At 69.6% G+C, this 18548-nt stretch carries 16 protein-coding genes; 5 read left to right on the plus strand and 11 right to left on the minus strand.

Annotation, left to right across the window (positions count from 1 at the left end):
- Position 1 precedes the first annotated feature (1 nt).
- From CHC08_RS04005 to CHC08_RS04025, 5 genes are all read right to left on the minus strand, one after another.
- Positions 2-1633 (minus strand): dipeptide ABC transporter ATP-binding protein, encoded by a 1632-nt coding sequence (locus CHC08_RS04005; RefSeq protein WP_245878106.1) that lies wholly within the window; start codon positions 1631-1633, stop codon positions 2-4.
- Positions 1630-2418 carry an ABC transporter permease gene (locus tag CHC08_RS04010; protein WP_245878107.1) on the minus strand — a complete coding sequence of 263 codons (789 nt, stop codon included), beginning with the start codon at positions 2416-2418 and terminating at the stop codon, positions 1630-1632. The genes CHC08_RS04005 and CHC08_RS04010 overlap by 4 nt, the downstream gene beginning before the upstream one ends.
- A gap of 77 nt (positions 2419-2495) precedes the next feature.
- Positions 2496-3470 carry an ABC transporter permease gene (locus CHC08_RS04015; protein WP_089205787.1) on the minus strand — a complete coding sequence of 325 codons (975 nt, stop codon included), beginning with the start codon at positions 3468-3470 and terminating at the stop codon, positions 2496-2498.
- Positions 3467-5098 (minus strand): ABC transporter substrate-binding protein, encoded by a 1632-nt coding sequence (locus CHC08_RS04020; protein ID WP_179281871.1) that lies wholly within the window; start codon positions 5096-5098, stop codon positions 3467-3469. The genes CHC08_RS04015 and CHC08_RS04020 overlap by 4 nt, the downstream gene beginning before the upstream one ends.
- Positions 5099-5132: 34 nt before the next feature.
- Positions 5133-6788 (minus strand): ABC transporter substrate-binding protein, encoded by a 1656-nt coding sequence (locus CHC08_RS04025; protein ID WP_089205789.1) that lies wholly within the window; start codon positions 6786-6788, stop codon positions 5133-5135.
- A 247-nt stretch (positions 6789-7035) separates the two neighbouring features.
- Between CHC08_RS04025 and CHC08_RS04030 the strand changes: the two genes are divergently transcribed.
- From CHC08_RS04030 to CHC08_RS04040, 3 genes are read left to right on the plus strand one after another with little or no spacing between them, the layout of a single operon-like run.
- Positions 7036-8259, plus strand: coding sequence for an SfnB family sulfur acquisition oxidoreductase (locus CHC08_RS04030; protein ID WP_089205790.1), 1224 nt, complete (start codon positions 7036-7038; stop codon positions 8257-8259).
- Between the two features lie 12 nt (positions 8260-8271).
- Positions 8272-9429 (plus strand): LLM class flavin-dependent oxidoreductase, encoded by a 1158-nt coding sequence (locus CHC08_RS04035; protein WP_089205791.1) that lies wholly within the window; start codon positions 8272-8274, stop codon positions 9427-9429.
- Positions 9426-10598, plus strand: coding sequence for an acyl-CoA dehydrogenase family protein (locus CHC08_RS04040; RefSeq protein WP_089205792.1), 1173 nt, complete (start codon positions 9426-9428; stop codon positions 10596-10598). Before CHC08_RS04035 ends, CHC08_RS04040 begins: the two co-directional genes overlap by 4 nt.
- A gap of 217 nt (positions 10599-10815) precedes the next feature.
- On the opposite strand, the gene CHC08_RS04045 is transcribed toward CHC08_RS04040, so the two are convergent.
- The 4 genes from CHC08_RS04045 to CHC08_RS04060 all read right to left on the minus strand — a co-directional run bounded on the left by CHC08_RS04045 (position 10816) and on the right by CHC08_RS04060 (position 15370).
- A complete protein-coding gene (locus CHC08_RS04045) occupies positions 10816-11361 on the minus strand; it encodes a hypothetical protein (RefSeq protein ID WP_089205793.1) in 546 nt (181 codons plus the stop codon).
- A 318-nt stretch (positions 11362-11679) separates the two neighbouring features.
- Entirely contained in the window at positions 11680-11877 is a 198-nt protein-coding gene (locus tag CHC08_RS04050; RefSeq protein ID WP_089205794.1) for a hypothetical protein, read from the minus strand.
- A gap of 44 nt (positions 11878-11921) precedes the next feature.
- On the minus strand, positions 11922-14228 hold the full coding sequence (locus CHC08_RS04055) for a family 2 encapsulin nanocompartment cargo protein terpene cyclase (protein ID WP_179281872.1): 2307 nt from the start codon (positions 14226-14228) through the stop codon (positions 11922-11924).
- Positions 14229-14446: 218 nt separating this feature from the next.
- Positions 14447-15370 carry a 4-hydroxy-3-methylbut-2-enyl diphosphate reductase gene (locus CHC08_RS04060; RefSeq protein WP_089205795.1) on the minus strand — a complete coding sequence of 308 codons (924 nt, stop codon included), beginning with the start codon at positions 15368-15370 and terminating at the stop codon, positions 14447-14449.
- Positions 15371-15921: 551 nt separating this feature from the next.
- Here CHC08_RS04060 and CHC08_RS51195 point away from each other — a divergent pair.
- Positions 15922-16077 carry a hypothetical protein gene (locus CHC08_RS51195; RefSeq protein ID WP_245878108.1) on the plus strand — a complete coding sequence of 52 codons (156 nt, stop codon included), beginning with the start codon at positions 15922-15924 and terminating at the stop codon, positions 16075-16077.
- Complete coding sequence (locus CHC08_RS04065; protein ID WP_245878109.1) at positions 16049-17137, plus strand: cytochrome P450; 1089 nt, start codon at positions 16049-16051, stop codon at positions 17135-17137. Before CHC08_RS51195 ends, CHC08_RS04065 begins: the two co-directional genes overlap by 29 nt.
- Positions 17138-17277: 140 nt before the next feature.
- Here the strand turns inward: CHC08_RS04065 and CHC08_RS04070 are convergent, their stop codons facing one another.
- Together CHC08_RS04070 and CHC08_RS04075 are read right to left on the minus strand one after the other, a co-directional pair.
- Positions 17278-17751: a hypothetical protein gene (locus tag CHC08_RS04070; RefSeq protein ID WP_218825116.1), complete on the minus strand. Its 474-nt coding sequence runs from the start codon at positions 17749-17751 to the stop codon at positions 17278-17280.
- Positions 17752-17774: 23 nt separating this feature from the next.
- Complete coding sequence (locus CHC08_RS04075) at positions 17775-18446, minus strand: hypothetical protein (RefSeq protein ID WP_089205796.1); 672 nt, start codon at positions 18444-18446, stop codon at positions 17775-17777.
- Positions 18447-18548 lie beyond the last annotated feature (102 nt).

Here is an 18548-nt window from a genome sequence, read left to right on the forward strand (position 1 = left end):
CTCACGCCGCCGTCAGCTTGGGAATGGCCGCGATGAGCTCCTGCGTGTACGGATGCTCGGGTGTGCGGAAGACCTTCTCCACGGTGCCTTCCTCGACCACCCGGCCGTCCTTCATCACCAGGACGCGATCGCAGGCGTGGTAGATCACGCCGAGGTCGTGGGAGATGAAGAGGTACGCGACCCCCGTCTCCCGCTGCACGTCCTCCAGCAGGTCGAGCACCTGGGCCTGCACGGAGACGTCCAGCGCGGACACCGGCTCGTCGCAGACGATCACCGCCGGCTCGGGCGCCAGGGCCCGGGCGATGGCGACGCGCTGGCGCTGGCCGCCCGACAGCTGCAACGGACGCCGCTCCAGGTGCTGCACGCCGAGTCCGACCAGTTCGAGCAGCTCCACCGCGCGTTCCCGTCGCCGTTTGCGGGGCACCCCGGACACCTCGAGGGCCTCGCCGAGCACCTTCGCCACGGTGTAGCGGGGGTCGAAGGCGGCCAGGGTGTCCTGGTAGACGACCTGGATGTCCCTGCGCAGTGCCCTGCGGGCCGCGGAGCCGAGCCCCGCCCAGCCCTGGCCGTGCACCTCGACCGACCCGCTGTCCGGCTCGGTCAGCCCGAGCGTGATCCTCGCGGTCGTGGTCTTGCCCGATCCCGACTCGCCCACGATGCCCACGGTCTCGGCGGCCCGCAGGGAGAAGGACACCTCCTGTACGGCGGCGCGGTCCTTGCCGTCGGGACCACGGAAGGACTTGCCGATGCCCTCGGCGCGGACCACGACGTCACCCGCCGCACGGCGAACCGGGGGCGTGGATCCGCCGGCGGACCCGGCGAGCCCGGCGGACCCGGTAGACCCGGAGAGCCGGGTGCCCTTGGTGTGCTCGGCGGGGATCGCCGCCAGCAGCTGTCTGGTGTACTCGTGCTCCGGCCGCGCCAGCACCCGGTGGGTGGGCCCGTGCTCCACGATGCGGCCGTCCTTCATCACCGCGACCCTGTCGGCGAGCCTGGCCACCACGGCCAGGTCGTGGCTGATGATCAGCAGTGACCTGTCCTGGTTCTTGAGCCCCGCCAGCAGGCCGATCACCTGCGCCTGGATCGTCACGTCCAGGGCGGTGGTCGGCTCGTCCGCGATGATCAGTTCGGGCTCGGCGGCGATGGCGGTCGCGATCAGCGCCCGCTGCCTGAGCCCGCCGGACAGCTCGTGCGGCAGCTGCCGGGCACGCAGTTCGGGCTCGGGCACGCCGACGGCGGCCAGCAGTTCGACCACCCTGTCCCTGCGCTCCGTACCGGAGAGCCGGGTGTGCGCGGCCAGGACCTCGGCGATCTCCTTTCCGACCTTGCGCAGCGGATCGAGGGAGACCAGGGCGTCCTGGAGCACGAAGCCGATCCTGCCGCCGCGGATTCCCCGCCAGTCGCGCTCGCGCAGTCTGGTCAGGTCCTGGCCCGCGAAGGTCAGCTCGTCCGCGCCGACCCGGGAGCCCTCGCCGGTGAGCCCGACGAGGGTCCGCGCGGTCACGCTCTTGCCGGAACCCGACTCCCCGACCAGGGCCAGGCACTCACCGCGCTGGACCTCGAAGGAGATGCCGTCCACGACCGGTGAACCGCCGAACTCGACCCGCAGGTTCTCCACCCGCAGCACCGTCACCAGGTCCTCCCCTCTGATCGGAGTCTGAGCGCCCGGCCGACGACGGTCACACTGATCACCGTCAGCGTGATGGCCACTCCGGGAAACAGGCCGTACCACCAGGCGCGCGAGATGAAGTCCCGCGCGGTTGAGAGCATCGATCCCCACTCGGGCTCCGGCGGCGGGGTGCCGAGACCGAGGAAGCTGAGTGCCGAACCGGCCACCAGCGCGGAGCCGACGCCGATGGTGGCCAGGATCAGCACCGGTTTGACCGCGTTCGGCAGCACGTGCCGCAGCACCACCCTGGGTACGGAGAGCCCGAGCGCGTGGGCCGCCTCGACATAGCTCGACCGGCGGATGAGAAGGGTCTGCGCGCGCACCACCCTGGCGTAGTTCGGGATGTTGGCGACACCGATCGCGATCAGCGCGTTCGACGTGCCGCTCCCCGCGACGGTGATCACCACCAGGGCCAGCAGCAGCTCGGGGAAGGCGAGCCCGATGTCCGAGAACCGCATGATCAGGTTCTCGACGAACCGGTTGCCCAGCCCCGCCGCGACGCCCAGCAGCCCGCCGCCGGCCAGCGCGATCGCGATCGCGCCGAAGCCGAGCAGCAGCGAGGTCCTGGTGCCGAAGACGATCCGGCTGAACACGTCCCTGCCGTTCTCGTCGGTGCCGAGCAGGTGTTCCGCGCTTGGCGGTCTGAGGGTCTGCGCGCTGTCCACGGCGAGCGGATCCTGCCCCGTGAACAGGTGCGGCGCCACGGTGGCGAGCACCAGCAGGAAGAGGACCAGCGCGGCGAGATACACACCGGGTCTGATGCCAGGGCGAAATCTGAGGCGCCGGGCGGATACCGGAGGCGCCGGGTTTGCCGGAGTCACGACCGTCATGAGGCACCCCCCACAGCCGGGCGTGCCGTCGCGGGCGCGTCGCGCAGCCGAGGATCGATGACCAGGTAGAGCAGGTCGACCACGAGGTTCAACAGCACGTAGATCCCGGCCGACAGGAGCACGACGCCGAGCACGACCGGCAGGTCCTTGGCGTTGACGGCGCTCAGCAGCAGCCGGCCGATGCCCTGCCGCGTGAACAGCGTCTCGGTGATGACCGCGCCGCCGAGCAGGGCCCCGACCCAGTAACCGGTCATGGTGATCAGCGGCACCAGTGCGTGTCTGAGGGCGTGCCGCAACCGGACCGTCAGGTCGGCGAGCCCGCGGGTGCGGGCACTGACGATGAACGGCTCGTCGAGCACCTCTTCGAGGGCCTCGCGCAGCACGTGACCGAGCACTCCCGCGATCGGCAGGGCCAGGGCCAGTGCGGGCAGTACCAGCGACTGCAGCCCGTGGCTGCCGGTGGCGGGGAACAGGCGCAGCCCGAAGGAGAAGACCGTCAGCAGCAGGATCCCGAGCCAGAACGACGGCGTCGACGCGATCACCAGCTCGGAGCCCGAGGCGATGCCGCGGATCCAGCGGCGGCGCTTGGCCGTCGCCAGCGCGACGACCGTCGACAGCGTGAGTCCGACGACCGCCGCGGCCAGCGCCAGTTCGAGGGTCGCGCCCGCCTGCTCGCCGATCGCCTGGGTCACCGGTGTGTGCAGCCGGTAGGACGTGCCGAGGTCGCCATGCAGTATCCGCCCCAGATGGGACAGGTACTGCGCGTACCAGGGCTGGTCGAGTCCGTACTCCGCGGTGACCTGGGCGATCACCTCGGGGGTCGGGGCCGCGTTCTCCCCGCCGACGATCGCCTGCGCCTGGTCGCCGGGGGTGAAGTAGAGGACCAGGAACGTCAGGGTCGCCGCACCCCACAGCACGCCGACCCCGGCGATCAGACGTCCCCCGACGAGTCGCAGGATCTTGTTCCTCATTCGTCCAGCCAGGTGTCGTAGAAGTACGGCGACGGGTAGGCCGGAGGCAACGTCAGATCGTGGACCTTCTTCTGGAAGGACACCGGTCGCGGGTCGTTGTAGAACGGGATGGCCGGCGCCAGTTCGATCAGCCTTGCCTGGACCTGGTTGTACAGGTCGGTCTGCTTGGCCTTGTCGGTGGTCTCCCTGGCGGTCTGGAGCAGCTCGTCCAGTTTGCCGTCGGACAGACGGGCGACGTTCTGGCCGCGCCGCTTGTCGGTGGTGATGTTCTTGGAGGAGTACTGGATCCACAGCACGTCGGCCGTGTTGGTGGCCCACAGTCCCGAGGCCAGGTCGTAGTCACCGGCGAGGGAGCGGTCGCTGACCTCCTGGGTGGAGGGGGTCTGGATCTGGATGTCGATACCGGCCTTCCTGGCCGCCGCCTGAGTCTGCACGGCGATCTGCATCCGCTGGGCGGGGAAGCTCGGGTCGATCGGGAAGTACGCGGTCAGCCGCTTGCCGTCCTTGGTGCGGATGCCGTCGGCGTCCTTGGCCGTCCAGCCGGCCTCGTCGAGCAGCCTGCCGGCCTTCGCGGGGTCGTAGGCGATCTTGCCTTCGAGGCCGCTCGCGTAGTCCGGCGTGGACGGGGTGACAAAGCCTTGCGCCACCTCGTACTGGCCGAACGAGATTCCCTTGATGATCGCCGAGCGGTCCACCGAGGCCAGCAGCGCCTGCCGTACCTTCACGTCGTCGAAGGGAGCGCGCGAGGTGTTCAGCCAGAACGACATCGGGTGGCCGGGGCGCAGGGCGCTGACGAAACCGAGGTCGGGATTGGCCTTCACGTCCTCGACGTTCTGCGGCGGGGTGAAGTCGATCGCGTTCACCTCGCCCGAGGCCAGCGCGTTGTAGCGGGTGGCGTCCTCGGTGAGGAAGCGGATCTCCAGCTTGTCCAGGTAGGCGGGTCCCGTGTGCTTGGCGCCCTTGGGACCCCAGTTGTAGTCGGGGTTCTTGTGGTACGTGACGCTCTGGCCCTTGGTCCACTTGTCGAGGATGAACGGTCCCGAGCCGATCGGGTGCTCGCAGATGCTCTGCGGCGCCTCCTTGATCTGCTTGGGCGAGATCATGCCGAGATACCCCTGAGCGAGGATGTTCAGGAAGGGCGAGTACGGCGAGGACAGGTGGACCTCAAGGGTGTTCTCGTCGATCACCTTGCTGTCCTTGTACGGCGCGATGTAGGCCGCCGCCAGCGGCGACTTCGTCGCCGGATCACGCATGTGCTCGAAGTTGGTCTTGAGCGCCTCGGCGTTCCACACCGCGCCGTCGTGGAACTTCACGCCCGGGTGCAGCGTGAAGGTGTAGGTCAGGCCGTCGGGAGAGACCTTCCAGCTGTCGGCCAGCCACGGCTGGATCGTGCCGTCCGCGCCGAACCAGACCAGCGAGTCCGACACGGGAACGGTGATCACAGGGCCGTCGGAGCTGGAGTTGCCGTGCGGGTCGAGGCAGGTCGGCTCCTGGCCGTTCTCACCGAGGATCAGGGTGCCGCCGGCCCTGGGCGTGGTGCCGCCGGCGGATACGGTTCCGGTGCCGCTGCCGCATCCGGCCAGCACCATCGCCGCGCCGAGTACGGCGGCGGCCGCGCGTGTCGTCATCGTGCGTGTTGTCATCTGCGTGCGTTTTGTCATGTCAGCCAAGCCAGGTGTCGTAGAAGTTGACGGCGCCGTACGCGTGGTCCCAGTCCAGGCCTTGGACCTTCTTCTGGAAGGACACCAGGCTCGGCCGGTTGTACAGCGGAATGGCCGGCGCGAGCTCGATCAGCCGCGCCTGTGCCTGGGTGTAGAGGTCCGCCCTGGTCTTGTCGTCGGTGCTCTCTCTCGCCTGGGTGAGGAGCTGGTCGAGCTTGCCGTCGGACAGCCGGGTGGTGTTCTGGCCGCGCCGCTCGGTGGTGGTGATGTTGTCCGAGGCATACTGGATCCACAGCACGTCGGCGGTGTTGGTGGTCCAGATGCCGACCGAGATGTCGAAGTCGCCGGCGGCCGTGCGGTCCGAGGCGACCTGTGCGGTGGCGTTCTGGATCTGGATGTCGATGCCGACCTTGGCCGCGGCGGCCTGGGTCTGCACCAGGATCTGTGTGTTCTGCGGGTTGACCCCGGTGTCGAGGGCGATCGCGGTCAGCCGCTTGCCGTCCTTGGTGCGGATGCCGTCGGCGCCCTTGGCCGTCCAGCCCGCCTCGTCGAGCAACTGGCCGGCTCTGGCGGGATCGTAGGTGATCTTCCCTTCGAGGCTGCTCGCGTAGTCGGGCGTGGACGGCGTGACGAAGCCGCTCGCGACCTTCCACTGTCCGAACGAGACGCTGTCGACGATCGCCTTGCGGTCGACGGCGAGAGTCAGCGCCTGCCGCACCTTGACGTCGTCAAAAGGTGCCCGGCCGGTGTTGCGCCAGATGGAGAACGGGTGTCCGGGGCGGTCGACGGTGGTGAAACCGAGGTCGGGGTTGGCCTTGACGTCCTGAACGTTGGACGGCGGGGTGTTGTCGATGACGTTCACCTCACCGGACAGCAGGGCGTTGTAGCGGGTGGCGTCCTCACCCAGAAAGCGGACCTCCAGACCGTCCAGGTAGGCCGCCCCGGTGTGCTTGGCTCCGGGCGGCCCCCAGTTGTAGTCCGGATTCTTGTGGTAGGTGATGCTCTGTCCCTTGGTCCACTTGTCGAAGATGAACGGCCCCGAGCCGATCGGGTGCTCGCAGGTGCTCTGCGGCGCCTCCTTGATCTGCTTGGGCGAGATCATCGCGAGATACGACTGAGCGAGCACGTTCAGGAAGGGCGAGTACGGCGAGGACAGGTGGACCTCAAGGGTGTTCTCGTCGATCACCTTGCTGTCCTTGTACGGCGCGATGTAAGACGCCGCCAGCGGCGACTTCGTCGCCGGGTCCCGCATGTGTTCGAGGTTGGCCTTGAGTCCTTCGGCGTTCCAGGGCGCTCCGTCGTGGAACTTCACACCTTCACGGAGCTTGAAGGTGTAGGTCAGGCCGTCGGGTGAGACCTGCCAGGACGCCGCCAGCCAGGGATGTAGCTTGCCGGCGGCGTCCTGCCAGATCAGGGAGTCGAAGATCGGGCGGTCGAGGACCGTGGTGTTGGTGGTGCTGAGCTGGTGGGGGTCGAGGCAGGTCGGCTCATCGGCGTTCTCACCGAGGATCAGGGTGCCGCCGGCCCTGGGAGCGCCGCCTCCTGCGGCGCCGTCCGCGGCGATGCCGCCGGACGTGTCGTCCGAGCCGCAGGCGGTCAGCGCCACCAGGAACGCGGTCAGTACCGCTGCGAGCAGCGGTTTGGAACTGGTGAACATGGGGGTCCTTATATCGGGGGGCCTGCGACGTCACGGAGGATTCCGGGCGTCAACAGCGACTGCTGGACACCCGGAGAAAATCCACGACGCGGCGCCGGACCAGACATGTACCTCGGCTCATGGCGACCGACCATAAGGGAGCAATGTCACATGTGTCATGACATTGTGAGACAAAGCACATATTGCCTACCTGCTTTACAGGGATTACGGTAAACCGTAACGTAACACGCAGAAACGGACGGCATCCATGAGTATCGACAGCGCGCCCCTACCCGCTCCAGGCAGGCCGGTGGCGCACGTGATCGCGGACGACGCCGAGGCACTGGCTGTGGCACGTGACCTGGCGGCGGAGTTCGCCGTGGAGGCGGCCGAGCGCGACGCGAAACGCCGCCTGCCCGGTCCGGAGCTGGACCGGCTGTCGGCCAGCGGTCTGCTCGCGATCACGGTGCCGCGTGAGTACGGCGGAGCCGAGGTCGGCGCGCGGACCGTCGCGGAGGTGTTCCGGCTGCTGGCCGCCGCCGATCCGAACATCGCGCAGATCCCGCAGAGCCACATCGTCTACGTCAACGTGCTCCTCCAGCAGGGCACCGCGGAGCAGCGGAAGTTCTTCCTCGGCGAGGTGCTGGCGGGCAAGAGGTTCGGCAACGCCCAGTCGGAGACCGGCACGAAACACGTCCAGGACTACCGGACCCGGCTGGTCCCCTCCGCGGACGGCGATTTTGTGCTGCGCGGGACCAAGCAGTACAGCACTGGCGCGCTGTTCGCGGACTGGATCCCGGTCCTGGCCCGGCACCAGGACGACACCCTGCACGTCGCCTACGTGCCGCGCGACGCCCCCGGGCTGACCGTGATCGACGACTGGGCCGGCATGGGGCAGCGCACCACGGCCAGCGGCACCGTACGCCTTGACGACGTGCCCGTGCCCGCCTCTCAGGTGGTGCCCCACCACCTGACCTTCACCGGGCCGCAGCTGCACGGGGCGCTCGCGCAGCTGCTGCACGCCGCGATCGACGTGGGCATCGCCGGCGGCGCGCTGGAGGAGGCCGCCGAGTTCGTGCGGACCAAGGCCAGGCCCTGGTTCGAGAGCGGCCTGGCGAACGCCGCCGACGATCCCCTGGTCATCCAGCGGGTCGGCGAGCTCGCCGTCAAGGTCCGCGCCGCCGAGGCGCTGCTGGACGCGGCGGGCAGGGCGATCGACGCGGCCCGCGCGGACCTGACCGACACCTCGGCCGGCGCCGCCTCGATCGCGGTGGCCACCGCGAAGGCGTACGTCGACCCGGTAGCGGTCGAGCTGGGCAACGCCATCTTCGAGCTGGGCGGCACCCGTTCCAGCCTGGAGGAGCTCAACCTGAACCGGTACTGGCGCAACGCCCGCACCCACACCCTGCACGATCCGGCCCGCTGGAAGATCCAGCACATCGGGCGGTACGTCCTCAACGGCCAGCTGCCGCCCCGGCACGGCCTCCTCTAAAGGGAAATCGCGATGACTCTGACGTTCCACTGGTTCCTGCCCACGTACGGCGACAGCCGCGACATCGTCGGCGGCGGTCACGGGCTGCCCGCGGGATCGGCCGGCGGCGCCCGTCCCGCCACCCTGTCCTACCTGCGCCAGATCGTGCAGACCGCCGAGCAGCTCGGCTTCGTCGGCGCGCTGACCCCCACCGGCGCCTGGTGCGAGGACGCCTGGCTGACAACCGCGATGCTCGCCGCGAGCACCGAGCGGCTGAAGTTCCTCGTCGCGTTCCGGCCGGGATTCGTCACCCCGACCCTCGCGGCCCAGATGGCCGCCACCTTCCAGCGGCACTCCGAGGGGCGGCTGCTGCTCAACGTCGTCACCGGCGGGGAGAGCCACGAGCAGCGCGCGTACGGCGACTTCCTGGAGAAGGACGCCCGGTACGCGCGAGCCGACGAGTTCCTGCACATCGTCCGGGCCCTGTGGCGGGGCGAGACGGTCGACTTCGAGGGCGAGCACCTGCGGGTCGAGGGCGCGCGGCTGAATCGCCTGCCCGACCCGGTGCCCGACGTCTACTTCGGCGGCTCCTCCGCCGCCGCGGGCGGGGTCGCGGCCCGCCACGTCGACGCCTACCTCACCTGGGGCGAGCCTCCCGCCGCGGTCGCCAAGAAGATCGCCTGGGTGAACGAGCTGGCCGCGGCCGAGGGCCGTACCCTCAGGCAGGGCATCCGGCTGCACGTGATCACCAGGGACACCAGCGAGCAGGCGTGGGCCCAGGCCGGCAGGCTCCTCGACGGCATCGACGCGGCCACCCTCGAGAACGTGCAGGCCGGTCTCGCCCGCAGCGAGTCGGAGGGCCAGAAGCGGATGCTCGCCCTGCACGGCGGCAGCCGCGACAAGCTGGAGATCTACCCCAACCTCTGGGCGGGGGTCGGCCTGGTCCGGGGAGGGGCGGGCACCGCGCTCGTGGGCAGCCACACCGAGGTCGCCGACCTCATCGAGGAGTATCACCGCCTGGGCATCACCGAGTTCATCCTCTCCGGTCACCCGCACGTCGAGGAGGCGTACTGGTTCGGCGAGGGCGTCCTGCCGATCCTGCGCGGCCGTGGGCTCTGGCAGCACCCGCAGGCGTCGCAGGTCGCCGACGAACCGGCCTCCATCCCGTTCGCCTCGGCCTCCGCCCGGTGAGCACACGGAACCCGATCCTGGCCGGCCTCTACGGGCGTGCCGCCGAGATCCTGCCCGAGATCGCCGAGGGCGCCGCGGAACGCGAGCGCCTGCGGGAGCTGCCGCGGTCCCAGATCCGCGAGATCGCGGCAGCGGGCCTGTTCACCTTCAGGATTCCCGGCGAGTACGGCGGGGCCGGCTCGTCGGTCCAGGAGGTGTTCCGCTTCATCATCGATCTGGCCACGGCCGACTCGAACGTCGCCCAGGCGGTCCGCTCCAGCTTCGGGCGCGTCGAGGCCCTACTGGCCGGTTCGGAGGCCGATCGCGAGAAGTGGTATCCACGCTTCCTGGCCGGCGACGTCTTCGGCAATGCGGGCTGGGAGATCGGCGGGCCCAACGGAGCCGTCCGCTCGCGGATCACCCAGCACGGAGACCACTTCAAGGTCAACGGCAGCAAGTACTACAGCACGGGCGCGCTGTACGCCGACTGGATCGGTTCCGCCGCGGTGGACGACGACGGAGAGAAGGTGTTCTTCACGCTGCCGCGCGACCGGGAGGGACTGCGGCTCATCGACGACTTCGACGGCATCGGACAGCGGCTGACCGCCAGCGGCACGACGGACCTCGACGACGTCACCGTGTACGCGGACGAGATCGGCAAGCACGACGGCCGGACGGGACGCTCCCCCGTCACCCCCTTCCTGCAGCTGTACCTCGCCGCCGTCGAGGTCGGCATCGCCGGAAACGCGCTCGCCGACGCGGTGGCCTTCACCCGCGAGCACGCCAGGCCCATCGCGCACAGCAGCGCGGAGCGCTCCGTGGACGACCCGTACGTCCAGCACGCGGTGGGGGAGATCTCCGCGAGGGTCTACGCCGCCGAGGCCGCGGTCCTGCGCGCGGCGACCGCGATCGACCGGGCCTGGGCGGCCGATCTACGGGCCGACCTGCTGACGGCGGCGTCCGTGGAGGTCGCCCAGGCGCAGTTCTTCGCCGTCGAATCCGCCCTGAAGGCGGCCGAGTTGCTCTTCGACGTCGGCGGTGGCTCGGCGGTCGCGCGTAGCCACAATCTCGACCGGCACTGGCGCAACGCACGCACGGTGGCCAACCACAATCCGCGCTACTGGAAGGCGGGAGTGGTCGGCGCCTACCGGCTCAACGGCACCGAACCGCCGGTGAACGGGTTGTTCTGACCCCTGGCGAACCGGCGGCCCGGGGCCGCCCCTGACCGGTCACAAGCAGTTCATGGGCGGGGGGAGGCGGCGGGCCCATCCGCTCATGGGCGGCGGGGAGGCGGCGAGCCCATCCGCTCATGGGCGGTGGCAAGGCGGCGAGCCCATCCGCTCATGAGCGGTGGCAAGGCGGCGGGCCCATCCGCGCGGGGCAGCCGGAAGCTCGGGAACGGCCGGTCTATCGGCCGCCGTCTCCGATCTGCAGGGATCCGGCCTGGACCGGCACGACGTCGGCCAGCCTGACCCGCCAGCCCAGCAGGAACACGGCGGCGCTGGCGAGGAGCGTCATCCGCAGCGCGTTGCCGACCTCCCAGATCACCAGGGTCGCGCGGATGGCGTCGATGGTCGCGGTGGGGTCGTGGAAGGCCGGGTTGACGGTGGTGACCAGGATCGCCGTGGTGATCACGGCCAGGGTGACCAGCATCGCGGCTCCCCGGACCGACCTCACCGAGCCGGGCATGATCCCGTCGGCGCCGCCCCTGATCAGGCGGATCACCAGGACCCAGACGAGCGCAAGAAGGCAGGTCACGACCGGGAGGAAGTAGAACAGCGGGCTGCCGATCTCCAACTGCCCCGCCATCGAGCCGGGGGGCAGGGTGGCCAGCCACGGAATGACCGTCACGGCCTCGTAGAGGTTGCCGAACCCCCACCACGCCATCAGCAGCAACACCAGGCCGGCATGCCCGCGGTAATGGCGCCTCAGGTCGGCGACGGACCTCGTCATCGTCCTTCCTCCATCCCGAACGTCTGCACGTGCTGGGGTGGGAAACCGCTGTTTCGCCGGAGATTCTCCTCACGACGTACGGCATCACCTGCTTTTTGCCGAAATTCTGGACGGCATCATCCCGTCCGCAGCCGGCTCAACCCCCGGCCGGCGTTCGCGCACTGCTCAAGCTTCGAAGTATATGCGGATCGACCTCGCGCCCCCTGGAGATCATCCGCCTCGGCGACTCGGCGTCCTGCCCGCCGGAGACCTCCGGCCGCCCCATGACACGCGAAAGCCCTCGACGCCCGGGGCGTTCGAGGGCCGGTGACTTCACGATCAACACATCTGATGCACGCCTGCCGGTGCCTCGGTCAGGCCAAAACGCGGCGTGCCGGCCGCGAGGTCACGGAGCTGGTCGGCGAACGCGAGCGCCTGCTCAGGGGTCATGCGGGGCTCGGGGCCGACGTAGAAGACCACGATGTCGCCATTCGGGGACGTCGTGGCAGTGAACGGAAGAGGCGGGAGGATAACCATGATGAGGTCATCCTCTCCTGTCCCACCGACAATTCGCAGGTCCTTTAATTCCGGGCTCCGGCCGAGACGGTGCGAGGCGCCCCCTGCAGCACCGGCACGGCCGCTCCCTGCGGGGAGGCTCCGGTGCGGAGAAGCGATCCGAGGTGCGCGGCCGCGGTCCCCAGCCCGGTGGGGCCGCCGACCGGTCGCGCCACCGTGAGCGGATAACTCAGTTCGGCCTCGTCGTAGCGCCGGCACTCCCTGTGCCACAGCAGGATGCCGGCCATCCAGTCCTGGAGCTCCGCCACGTATCCGTTCAGCACGTCCCGGACGCTCCCGTCCAGGTTGAAATCCTCGAAGAGGACAGGAAGCTCGGTGGCGACGATGTGCTGGAACTGGCGGATCCGAGCCGTCATCAGGTCGTTGACGATGTCGACGGCCTGCCGCAGGTCACAGTCCAGGAAGCTCTGGACGACCAGGACGCAGTTGTGGAGCTCGCCCTCGAACTGTATTTCCTTCTGGTAGGAGAAGATGTCGTTGGTCAGACAGGCGTAGTCGGCGGCCGAGTTGTCCAGCGCGCGCATCGTGCTCGTCTGGTAGATCTCGGGCGGGACCGCATCACCGTGGGCCAGCCGGGACAGGCTCATCGTGAGGTCCGAGCCGAAGGTCCTGCGGCGCATCTCGATGTAGTCGACCGGGTCGGGAACCCGGTTCTGGATGTGGTTGGCGAGCTCCCACAGCCAGCTCTCCGTCATGTCCTCGACGGCCTGTCTGAACCGGCTCCGCGCCGACATCCCCATGGGGGCCGCCGTACGGAGCCACAGGTCGGCCAGGCCGCGTTCTATCGGGTTCGTCGGTTCCGGGGTGGCGCCGAGGTCCAGTGGCATGAACGCCGGCAGCCGCCCGTTGAACACCTTCGCGCCGATCATGTCGCGGCGGGGCCCGAAGACCACCGGGAAGTAGTCGTCGGCGTAGGTCCCCCAGGCGAGCCAGCACGTCGACAGGTCGAGCTGGGGACCGGGCGCGTCCGGATCGAGCGCCCCCGAGCAGATGGCGAAGTCGTAGGTGTCGAGCTTGTGCTCGGTCCAGACGGTCAGCCCGGGAAAGCCCGGCAGCGATTCGAACATCCCCATCTCGCGCACCCATTTCACGGTGTTGCGCCGTGCGGTGTCCACGAGGGGGTTCATCCGGGCGGGAAACGGCATGTGGAACTCGGGCAGCGGCACCGGCCCCACCTGCCTGTACGGAACGTGAGTGTGGCTCCTGACGCCCCCCGGGCCCGTCACGCCGGGTGACAGCCTGATGCGCGCCGCCGAGGTGCCCAGCCCCGTGGGACCGCCGAGGCCGGGAACGTTCCACGGAGACGGGGAGGCCTCGGCGCCGCCGTTCATGTAACGGCTGGAGCGCATGTGCCACTCGTGGCCGCCCGACTGCCAGTCCTGGAGTCCCTTGACGTACGCGAAGACGTCCAGGCGGGCCTTCAGGTCCAGGCCGTACTCCTCGAAGAGCATGGGCAGCTCGGTGAGGGCGGTGTTCTCGAACTGGTGCAGCCGGGAGGTGATCAGGTCGTTGACGGCGTCGGCGGCCTGCTGGGTGTCGTAGCCGAGGAAGCGCTCGAAGACCAGCACGCCGTTGCTGAGCTCGCCTTCGTCCTCGACCTCCCGCTGGTAGGAGAAGAGGTCGTTACGCAGGTGCACCGCGTCGGAGAAGGTGTCCCTCAGCACGCGCATCGGCCGGGTGCCGGCGATGGGGGCGGGCACCTCGGCGCCGGCGGCGTGTTCGATCAGGTTGGCGGACCAGGGGGCTCCGCCGACCTTGCGCCGCATCTCGATGTATTCGATCGGATTGGAGACCCGGCCCTCGTTGATGTTGGCGAGCTCCCACAGGGATTCGTTGAGGAGGTTCTTGGTGCTCTCGACGAACCGGATCCGCCAGGCCTCCGACATCGCCGGGATCGTGCGGGCCCACAGGTCCGCCAGGCCGCGCTCCACCGGATTCTCCGGTTCTCCGGGAGACCCGGTGGGGTGCACCGGCATGAACGCGGCCAGCCTGTCGAGGTATTTCTTGCTTCCGGCCAGGTCGCCGCTCCGTTTGAAGATCTCCAGGAAATGGTCGTCGAAGAAGAACACCCACACGTACCAGTCGGTGATCAGATCGAGTTCGGGGGCGTCCGCGTCGGGGTGGGTGTAGGCGCACAGCAGGCCGTAGTCCATGGCCTCGAGCTTCCGCTCGTCCCAGACGCCGAGATCGGGGTCGAGCATGCCCATGTCGTGGGCCCAGGCCCTGGTGTGCTCGCGCGCGGTCTCCAGGTTGGGGTTCAGCCTGGCCGGATACGGCAGGTAGAAGTCGGGGAGCTCAAAGGGTTGTTTCACGTTCCGCCCTTCTCTGTCTGGTCGTCTCTTTGTCTGGTCGTCGCCGGATCGCGCACGCCATCCGCGCCGAGGTCCGATCGCCCCTGATCACGCGAGACGGACGACTCGGTCACGACGATCTCTCCGGGTGAGCCGGGCGAGCCCCGGTGGCCTCTCGGCGGGCTCTCTCCGGATGAGCCGGGCGAGCCCGGTGGCCTCTCGGCAGGCCACCGGTGCCGCTACCGGAGCTCGTGGGGCAGGGAGAACGTCAGGGTCTCCTCCGCCAGCGTCACCGACTCCGTGTCGGAGTAGCCGCGGGCGGCGAGCCAGTCCAGCAGTTCCCCGACCAGGTGGTCGGGGACGGAGGCCCCGGAGCTGACGCCGACCGTCTCCACGCCGTCGAGCCAGTGTTCGTCGGCGTCGGCGGCTCGGTCCACCAGGTAGGAGGAGCGGGCGCCCGCCCCCAGGGCGACCTCGACCAGCCGCTGGGAGTTGGAGGAGTTGGAGGACCCGACCACGACGACAAGATCGCAGTGCGGGGCGATCCTGGCCACGGCTTCCTGCCGGTTCTGGCTGGCGTAGCAGATGTCGTCACTCGGCGGATCGACCAGGCCGGGAAAGCGCTCGCGGAGCCGCCTGACGGCGGTCATGGTCTCGTCGACCGACAGGGTGGTCTGGGAGAGCCAGCTCACCGGCGTGTCGTCCGGCAGGTGGAGGTCGTCGGGGTGGGCGGGATCGACGACGTGCATGTGATCGGGAGCCTCACCCAGGGTGCCCTCCACCTCCTCGTGATCGGCGTGGCCGATGAGGACGATCTCGTAGCCCACCTCGGCGAACCGTACGGCCTCCTTGTGGACCTTGGTGACCAGCGGGCAGGTCGCGTCGATGGTCCGCAGGCCGCGCTCCCGGGCCTGCTCCTTGACCGCCGGGGAGACGCCGTGGGCGGAGAAGATGACCAGCGCGTCGTCGGGCACCTCGTCGAGCTCGTCGACGAACACCGCGCCGCGCCGGGTGAGGTCTCCCACCACGAAGGTGTTGTGCACGATCTGCTTGCGGACGTACACCGGCGGGCCGTACCGCCGCAGCGCCTCCTCCACGGTGACGATGGCCCGTTCGACGCCCGCGCAGTATCCACGCGGAGCTGCCAGCATTACGCGTCCCATCAGTGGTTCCCCCTGGTCGAATGCGGTGGGTGAGAAGTGGTCGGCCGATCGTGAGCATCTCGGGATCTGCGACAGGGACGATCTGCCCTTCTGGAAGCACTGACATGCGGAACGTTATGAAACGGCCACGCAGAGTAGAGGAACCCACTTTGAGGGGCGGGGCGCCCGGCGCACCGGCCCGCCTGCCACGACCGCGCCCGGACAGGGGATCCGGGCCCGGCGTATCCGGCAAGCGGCCAGGGCGACGGCGTCTCGCTCCGAATCCACATGGCTTCGGAGTGTAATCACTAATCCCACGGGATAGTCAAGACCACGAATGATTTCGGGCACGAGCCGGCCCGTGCGCATGCCTCCGCGCCGCACCGTGAGAACAAACGCGCGCACACGCGCCGGGCCCGTGCGCACGCCTCCGCGCCTCGCCGCCGGGCCGTACGCACGCCTCGGCACCGCACCGCGGGGACGGGCCCGCGGCCTGTCACTTGCCGAACACGCCCGCGGGTGGCACGTTCGAGAGTGCCCTTGACGTCGAACCTCAGGAGGTGTCCCCGGCCATGGACGACCGCATCGCCGATCACAGCACCGATCAGAGTGACCCAGCCGACCTGCCGAGACTGCCCTTCGAGCGGAGCAATCCGCTCGACGTGCCGGAGATGTACCGCACGCTGCGGACCACCGCCGGTGACCCGGGTCCGCACCCAGGCGGGTGACTTCGCCTGGCTGGTCTCCGGCTACGAGGAGGCCAGGCAGGCCTTCGCCGACCCGCGCCTCGGCCGCTCGGCCCCCGATCCGGACCGGGCCCCGCGAATCTCCGACTCGGTGCTGATCGGCGGCCCGCGCGGCGACGTCGAGACCGAGAAGGCCGAGCACGAGCGGATGCGCCGGATGCTCGTCCCCGCCTTCTCCGCCCGCCGGATGAGTGCCCTCGGGCCGCACGTCCAGGAGCTCGTCGACGGCCTGCTCGACCGCATGGCCGAGCAGCCGCCCCCGGTGGACCTGCGGGAGGCGTTCTCCCTGCCGCTGCCCGTGCTGGTGATCTGCGAGCTGCTCGGCGTGCCGTACGACGACCGCGCGTACTTCAGGAAACTGGCCGACGCGATGACGGACCTGGCCGATCGGGAGCGGGCCGGGGCTGCGAAGGCCGAGCTGACCGGCTACACCCGCGAGATCCTGGCCGGCAAGCGGGCCAACCCGGCCGACGACGTGTTCTCCGACATGGCCACCATGGACGCGTCCGACGACGAGATCGCCTCACTCGCCGCGGGGCTTCTGTTCGCCGGCCACGAGACGACGGTCAACCGGATCGACTACGGCGTGCTGCTGATGCTCTCCAACCCCTCGCAGCGCGACGCCCTGATCGCCGATCCTTCGCTGACGGACGCGGCGGTGGAGGAGATCCTGCGGATGGCCGCGCCGGGCAACCACGGTCTGCCCCGATACGCCCACGAGGACGTGATCATCGGCGGTGTGACGATCAGGCGCGGCGAGGCGGTGATCATCGTCACGATGTCGGCCAACCGCGACGAGCGGATCTTCCCCGAGCCCGACCGTTTCGACATCGGCCGCCGGATCGGCGAACAGCAGCTCTCGTTCGGTTACGCGGCCAGATACTGCATCGGGGCGAGTCTGGCCAGGGTGGAACTACGGTCGGTGTTCACCACCCTGTTCCGCCGCTTTCCCACCCTGGCCCTCGCCGTCCCCGTCGAAGAGCTGGTGGAGCGCGAGGCGTCCCTCACCGGGGGGTTCACCCGCATCCCGGTCACCTGGTAGCGGGCGACCGGGTCGCCGGAGGTCTTCCCGGCGACCGCGGACCACCCGACGCACCCGATCGAGCGCGCCTCGCAGCCCGCCGGCGTGCTCGCCGTTCCGGGCGCCGGGTGGCTCGCCCCGGTCACTTCGATCGGCGCCCGTCACCCGGCGGGCGCCGGGGTCGGGGCGGGGGTCATCCGGTGGTCCTTCAGGTGCAGGTCGCCGCCGAGTTCCTTGCGCAGCTCGTCCAGCACCTTCCGGCTCCCGAGCACGGTCCAGAGGTTGCCGACGAGGTGGGGGTTGTACTCCGGCGCCGCGTCCATCCACTGGTCCTTGCCGCTCTGCGTGATGAAGGTCGTCACGAAGAACTCGCCGACGGGGGTCTTGCAGTGCCCCTGCCGCATGTCGACGGCGTCGACCTGGATGTCGGGCTTGCAGTCCACCTTGTCCGCCAGCTCCTCGACGGTGGGCGGTGGGCCGGACGGCGCGGCCGCTGGGATCACGTTCCCGGCGGCTTCTGGTGCGCCGGGGTCCTGGTTTCCGCTGCAGGCGAGGGAGAACGAGAGGGCGAGAGTCACCACGGTGATCGCCCGGAGGTTCCGTGCGACACCGGCCTGGCGTGAATGTGTCAACATCCTCGAGGTACGGCCGGCCGCTCTCATCGGTTCACCGCCCGTCCGTTCTGACTGGATATTTCCTCGGCCGCCCCGGCGGAGCCCGCGCGGCGGGTCAGCATTCCCCGCACGATGTCGCAGAGCTCGCCCGTCTCCCTCGGCGACAGGACCTGGCTGAGCCGGTGTTCGACGACGCCCCCGTCCAGGATCGGCGGGGCCTTCGTCACGTTGAGATAGCCGGACAGGAACGCTATCCGGAACAGCTTCTCCTGCGAGTGCGACTCGGCGGTGGCGGGACCGGGGCCGTCGCCCAACCGGGTCGCGGGCACGTCCTCCTCGGTCCGGGGCCGGGCCAGCCCGGGAAGCAGCAGGTGGGCGGCGGCCCTCCGCAGGGCCAGGCCGTACGCGCGCATGGACTCGTCCGGCGAGAAGGCGACGATCGAGCGCCCGAGGGCCTCGGCCGAGTGCGGCGGCAGGTCCGCGATGGTGGACTCCCCGCCCATGCAGGTGTAGACCCGTACGACCCGCTCTCCGACGTAGCCCGGCTGCAGGTGCTGGGAGAGCGTGATCACCACGGTGGATCCATCGGCGTTCTCCAGCTCGGCGACATCGGCCGTGTGGGTGACGTAGGTGGTGGAATGCTCGCGCTCGCACCACGACGGGCACGAGGCGGCGGCGGGGCGGAGAGTCCTCACGGAGGCCGTGACGTTGTTCATGGTTCTCCTCTGAGCTCGCGTTCAGGCGGAGATACGCACTGCCGACGTGCCGGGTTCAGCGCCGGACCTCCGGCTCCGCCGCACGCTCACTCGGCGCCGAGT

Source organism: Streptosporangium subroseum, from assembly GCF_900188345.1.
GTDB classification, from domain to species: Bacteria; Actinomycetota; Actinomycetes; order Streptosporangiales; family Streptosporangiaceae; genus Streptosporangium; species Streptosporangium subroseum.

What these genes read in the sequence shown, in the direction of transcription:
- CHC08_RS04025 (WP_089205789.1), bottom strand. Translation starts at nt 6,788, where the DNA reads ATGTTCACCAGTTCCAAACCGCTGCTCGCAGCGGTACTGACCGCGTTC.
- CHC08_RS04070 (WP_218825116.1), bottom strand. Translation starts at nt 17,751, where the DNA reads ATGTTGACACATTCACGCCAGGCCGGTGTCGCACGGAACCTCCGGGCG.
- CHC08_RS04075 (WP_089205796.1), bottom strand. Translation starts at nt 18,446, where the DNA reads ATGAACAACGTCACGGCCTCCGTGAGGACTCTCCGCCCCGCCGCCGCC.
- CHC08_RS04020 (WP_179281871.1), bottom strand. Translation starts at nt 5,098, where the DNA reads ATGACGACACGCGCGGCCGCCGCCGTACTCGGCGCGGCGATGGTGCTG.
- CHC08_RS04035 (WP_089205791.1), top strand. Translation starts at nt 8,272, where the DNA reads ATGACTCTGACGTTCCACTGGTTCCTGCCCACGTACGGCGACAGCCGC.
- CHC08_RS04030 (WP_089205790.1), top strand. Translation starts at nt 7,036, where the DNA reads ATGAGTATCGACAGCGCGCCCCTACCCGCTCCAGGCAGGCCGGTGGCG.
- CHC08_RS04015 (WP_089205787.1), bottom strand. Translation starts at nt 3,470, where the DNA reads ATGAGGAACAAGATCCTGCGACTCGTCGGGGGACGTCTGATCGCCGGG.
- CHC08_RS04050 (WP_089205794.1), bottom strand. Translation starts at nt 11,877, where the DNA reads ATGGTTATCCTCCCGCCTCTTCCGTTCACTGCCACGACGTCCCCGAAT.
- CHC08_RS04045 (WP_089205793.1), bottom strand. Translation starts at nt 11,361, where the DNA reads ATGACGAGGTCCGTCGCCGACCTGAGGCGCCATTACCGCGGGCATGCC.
- CHC08_RS51195 (WP_245878108.1), top strand. Translation starts at nt 15,922, where the DNA reads ATGGACGACCGCATCGCCGATCACAGCACCGATCAGAGTGACCCAGCC.
- CHC08_RS04060 (WP_089205795.1), bottom strand. Translation starts at nt 15,370, where the DNA reads ATGGGACGCGTAATGCTGGCAGCTCCGCGTGGATACTGCGCGGGCGTC.